2 protein-coding genes and 1 pseudogene are annotated in these 5169 nt (G+C 46.7%); all 3 read left to right on the forward strand.

The window, feature by feature from the left end; genetic code table 11:
* A pseudogene (locus ACESLU_RS11430) lies at positions 1-612 on the forward strand (TonB-dependent receptor); the annotation flags it as partial.
* An 18-nt stretch (positions 613-630) separates the two neighbouring features.
* Positions 631-2127, forward strand: a complete 1497-nt coding sequence (locus ACESLU_RS11435) for a RagB/SusD family nutrient uptake outer membrane protein (protein WP_372638780.1) — start codon at positions 631-633, stop codon at positions 2125-2127.
* Between the two features lie 244 nt (positions 2128-2371).
* Positions 2372-5169, forward strand: a 2798-nt coding sequence (locus ACESLU_RS11440; RefSeq protein ID WP_372638781.1) for a DUF1549 domain-containing protein, incomplete at its 3' end; no start/stop codon positions are given.

The following is a 5169-nucleotide window of genomic DNA, read 5'->3' on the forward strand; positions in this document are numbered from 1 at the left end:
GAGGAGGAGATAGATAATCATGCCACTCAGGATGGGGCTATTCCCGGAACTTTCAAATATGCCGACACCAACGGTGACGGGATCGTTTCCTATGATACGGAGGATATGGTGGAAATTGGTAATCCTCACCCCAAGTTTGTCTGGGGGATTAATCTTGGCAGCGATTATAAAAAATTTGATCTAAGCGTCCTAATTACAGGTGCCCAGGATTATGATATTATGAGGCAAATTGAGAAAACAACACTCAATATGGATGGGGTTTTCAATATTCTTGCAGAGGCTAAGAATCGATGGAGATCACCAGACAATCCTGGGAATGGACGTATTCCCACAACTAATACATGGAAATGGCAACGAGAATCGAATTCAAAGTACATTTATGATGCAAGTCATGCGTGGCTCAAAAACGTTACCCTGGGCTATACGTTTTCAAAGGTACCGGGGATCAATAATATTCGTGCATATGTGAGTGCTGATAACCTGCTGTTGATTTCGAGCTACCCTGGTAATAACCCGGAAGTTGATCAAAACGGGGGTATTAGTCCTGGACTCGACGACCAGACATATCCCGTTCCCCGAACGCTCTCACTTGGAGCTACAATAAATTTTTAAACTAATATTTGAACAGCTATGAGGTATATTGTCAGATTGTTAAGCTTATTATTATTGGTCACGCTTATTTCGTGCAGTGATTTTCTGAATAAAACAGATCCTACAAGTCTTGTGGAAGATGAGTTCTATAAAACAGAAGACCAGATGGCCCAGGCTGTTAATGGGGTATATTCCCAGCTACAGGGTATAATACATGATCAGTGGCAGTATAATGAATTCATCACGGACAATACTACACTTCATTTTAATGTGGAAAATCGTGGCCAAGGTCCCGCCTTGGAAGCGATTGAATACTGGCAAATAAACCCGTCCACGAGTAACATCACAAATTTGTATAACAGCATTTATCAGGCACTAATAAATATAAACACAAGCCTGCACAAACTTGAAGAGTCGACCTTTGATGAAAGTGTCTCTCAACAGTTTGAAGGAGAATTAAAATTCCTCCGGGCCTATTATTATTTTCATCTTGTTCAGTATTTCGGGGATGTTATTATTATGACAGAACCTCTTGATGCCCCAGCTGAAGCCTGGACCTATTCACGCCAATCTGTAGATGAGGTTTATAATCTGATTGAAAGTGATCTTACCACTGCGATTTCGGGAGTCCCTGAACCTGGAGAGGCTGTTGTTGGCCGGGTTACCAAAGGTGCTGCACTCAGTTTATTAGGTAAAGTATATCTCACCAGAAAAGAGTATGGGGAAGCGATAAATACGCTACAACAGGTTCAGTCTCTGGGCTATGCTTTATTACCCTCTTACGCAGATGTTTTTGATCCTCAAAATAAAAATCATGCAGAATCCATTTTTGACGTACAGTTTCAGGGAGGTAATGATCTGGGAGAACACAGTAGTTTCATCTATACCTTTGCTCCGCGGGAATCTGAGGGAGCAGTGATTGATTTTTCCGGCCAAAATGGTGGTGGGTGGAATATACCGTCGTTGGACATAATAAACTCATATGAAGATGGGGATCTGCGAAAAGATGTCTCGTTAAATGAAGGATATACAAATAATGAAGGAGAATGGGTGCCAGTCCCCTATATTACCAAATACCATCATCCCCACGCTATCAGGGGACGGACGGATGATAACTGGCCGGTACTCAGGTATGCCGATGTTTTATTGATGCTTGCCGAAGCAATCAATGAGGAGTCGGGGCCTACCGCAGAAGCACATAACTATCTGAATCAGGTGCGTGAACGTGCGGGACTTAAACCGGTAAATGGACTGAATCAAGAAACGTTCAGGGATACCGTTCTTCATGAAAGAAGGATTGAACTGGCCTTTGAGAACCATCGCTGGTTTGATTTAAAACGGACAAAAACTCCTGAAGAATTAGCGGAATTTTTAAATGAACACGGAGAATTGGAGAAAAGCAACCCGACTACCAGCAGAGGGGGCATTCCATTTACCGATGACGATTATGTTTTTGAGCCTTATGAAGCTTTATTTCCCATTCCCGCTGATGAAATTTTAATTAATGATGAACTAACTCAAAACCCGGGCTATTGATTATGACAGAATAAATGATGTATTTATCATACAGGCAGGTGATAAGATAGAAACCCTGTCTAAACGGCGTTTAATAAGTTGTACGACGAAAAATAAAAATTATATGCTACCCAAAATTGACAAGGGCTGGGCAAAAGAATTAGCTGAATAATTGATTGAAAATACATGAGAGATTTATTTCTGAAAACCCGGAGATAAACAAGTAACGGTATCTACTCGGAATAAAATTATAATTTACGCACTAATGATCTTTGAAACTCTTTCAGAATTATGGATTTGGCAGCTCCTGGGACGGATGCATCCGCTTATCGTTCATTTTCCGATCGGGGCGCTGCTCATTGCTTTTTTTCTCGAAATGCTAACCATGGGAGGCAAGCGGCCCGAGCTGCGTTCGGGTATACGATGGCTGGTATATATTGGTACAGGAACAGCGCTGCTGGCTGTATTTTTCGGACTGATGCTTGCTTACGGTGGCAACTATTCTGAGACGACCCTGTTCTATCACCAGTGGGGAGGTATTACAACGGCTGTACTGGGATCAGCCGCTTCCTGGTTTGTATACCGGGCGGGAAGGACCGGCAAAAAGAGGGATCTTAATCTGTACCGCGGTGCCCTTGCAACTACGGTCCTGGTATTGACGGTTGCGGGACATTTTGGAGCGAGCCTTACCCACGGGGATGATTATATAACGTCTGTGTTACCATGGAATTACGATTCCATCGCAGAAGGTGAGTTCGATGAGTTGTTGACGGAAGTGAGCCAACACATGGAGATGGGGGACCTGTCGGAAACCCATAAGAATGAGCTTAATGTAGGTGTCCGGCGCATTTTTGCAAGCAGCTGCTATCGTTGCCACGATTCGAACGAAGCGGAGGGTGGGCTGGTGCTCAACAGCGAAGAGGCTGTCATGGAAGGGGGAGACGATGGACCTATTATTACCCCGGGCCAGCCGGGAGACAGCGAGCTGATGCGTCGCATTACGTTGCCTAAAGGACATGACGACGTCATGCCACAGAAGGGAAGTTCGTTAACGGAGGGACAGGTGGAGCTTATACGAACGTGGATTGAGGTGGGGGCTCCCTGGTCAGACGAAGAGGTCAAAACATTTCGCGAGGCTCCCATTGCCCTTGATAAACCGCCTGTGCCATCCAATACGGATTCCAATTTTGACAATCCCATCGACCGGTTTACAGACGCCTATTTCGAAGAACATGATATCAGCTGGCCCGAACCCGTGGATGATATAACCTATATGCGCCGGGTATACATGGACATTATAGGGTTGATGCCCGAGCCAAAGGAATTGCAGGAGTTCGTGCAGGATTCCTCACCGGATAAAAGAGATAAATTAGTTGAAGCTCTTCTAAGTCGAAAGCACGATTACGCCCAACACTGGTTAACCTTTTGGAATGACCTGTTACGTAATGACTATACCGGTACCGGATTCATTACGGGAGGCAGAGAACAGATTACAGACTGGTTGTATGATGCCTTGTATCATAATAAGCGGTATGACCGGATGGTTCGCGAGCTCACGAATCCGGGCGAAGCGTCCGACGGATTTATCCGGGGCATTGAATGGCGGGGAGCGGTCAATGCAAGTCAGACTACGGAAATGCAGGCCGCACAGAATATATCACAGTCTTTTCTTGGGCTAAACCTGAAATGTGCTTCCTGCCACGACAGCTTTGTCAGTAACCTGACGCTTGACGATGCCTATTCTTTTGCAGCTGTTTTTTCGGATTCAGCTCTTGCTATCCAGCGCTGTGAAGTACCGACAGGCGATACAGCCAAAGCCGGATTTGTATACAGTGAAGAATTAGGCGAAATTGATGAGAGCCTTTCAAGGGATGAGCGGTTAGAACGCCTGGCAGATATTCTTTCCCAAAAGCAAAACGGGAGATTATATCGAACCATTGCCAACCGCTACTGGGAGCTTCTTATGGGCAGGGGACTCGTTGAACCCGTGGATGAAATGGATAACATACCGTGGAGCCAGGATATGCTTGACTGGCTTGCTTCGGACCTGATCGATCACGAATACGATCTGAAACACCTGATTGCTATGATTGTACGTTCCCGCACGTATGAGCTTCCTTCTGTGGGCATCAGCAGGGAGGAGGCCCAATCGGAAGAATATGTTTTCAGAGGCCCCCTGAGGAAGCGGTTGACTGCCGAGCAGTTCACCGATGCGGTTTCTCAGGTTGCGGCCCCGTTTTACTATTCCGTGGCCCATTCTCCTTATGAGAAGCCGCCTGCCGAAGCAGATTGGATCTGGTTTGATACCCGGGAAAATGATCGGCCGAGCCAGCCCCCGCCCGGCACCTATTATTTTCGCCGCGATTTTGATATACCGGCCGGCCGGGATATAGCAAAAGCACAACTGCTGGTAACGGCCGATGAGGCTTATAAACTGTATTTGAATAGCTCGCTGGTCAGTGAGGGAAACGATTGGCGGCAGGTCGATCGTATCGATGTGACGGAACACCTGAAAACCGGCAATAACTTGTTGGCTGCTGAAGGGACGAACGGAGGGACCATACCGAATCCGGCCGGTATGTTGCTTAACCTCAGGATCCGATTTGCCGGTGATGAGCAAGAAGTGGAAGTGCGTTCCAGTGACCAATGGAGGGCTACAGACCAGCGACCCTCCAAGGGCTGGGAGGCCCCTGATTTTGATGACCGCGGGTGGGGATCCGTTCGGAGTTTTGGAAATAGCCGGGAGAGCGGTCGCTGGGGACAACTGCTGAATTTCACCCATAATCTGGAGAACCAGCTTGAATTTTCGCGTGCTTCCCTGGTGGCGAATGACGACTTCCTGAAGGCCATGGGGCGTCCCACGAGGGAAAATATTGTTACAAACCGGCAAACGGAAGCGACCCTGTTGCAGGCGCTGGAGCTTACCAACGGGGAAAAGTTAAATGAAGTTATTGCCCGTGGAGCTAACCGGTGGGTAAAGGAATACGATCAGGCCGAGGATGAAATGATAGAACAGCTCTATCTTACTGCTTACGGACGTGCGCCTAAAGAAAAGGAAGTCCA

Origin of the sequence: Fodinibius sp., assembly GCF_041642155.1 — a bacterium.
In the GTDB taxonomy this organism is placed as follows: domain Bacteria; phylum Bacteroidota; class Rhodothermia; order Balneolales; family Balneolaceae; genus Fodinibius.

Coding starts and splice junctions, on each gene's coding strand:
- ACESLU_RS11435 (WP_372638780.1), top strand. CDS start 631: ATGAGGTATATTGTCAGATTGTTAAGCTTATTATTATTGGTCACGCTT.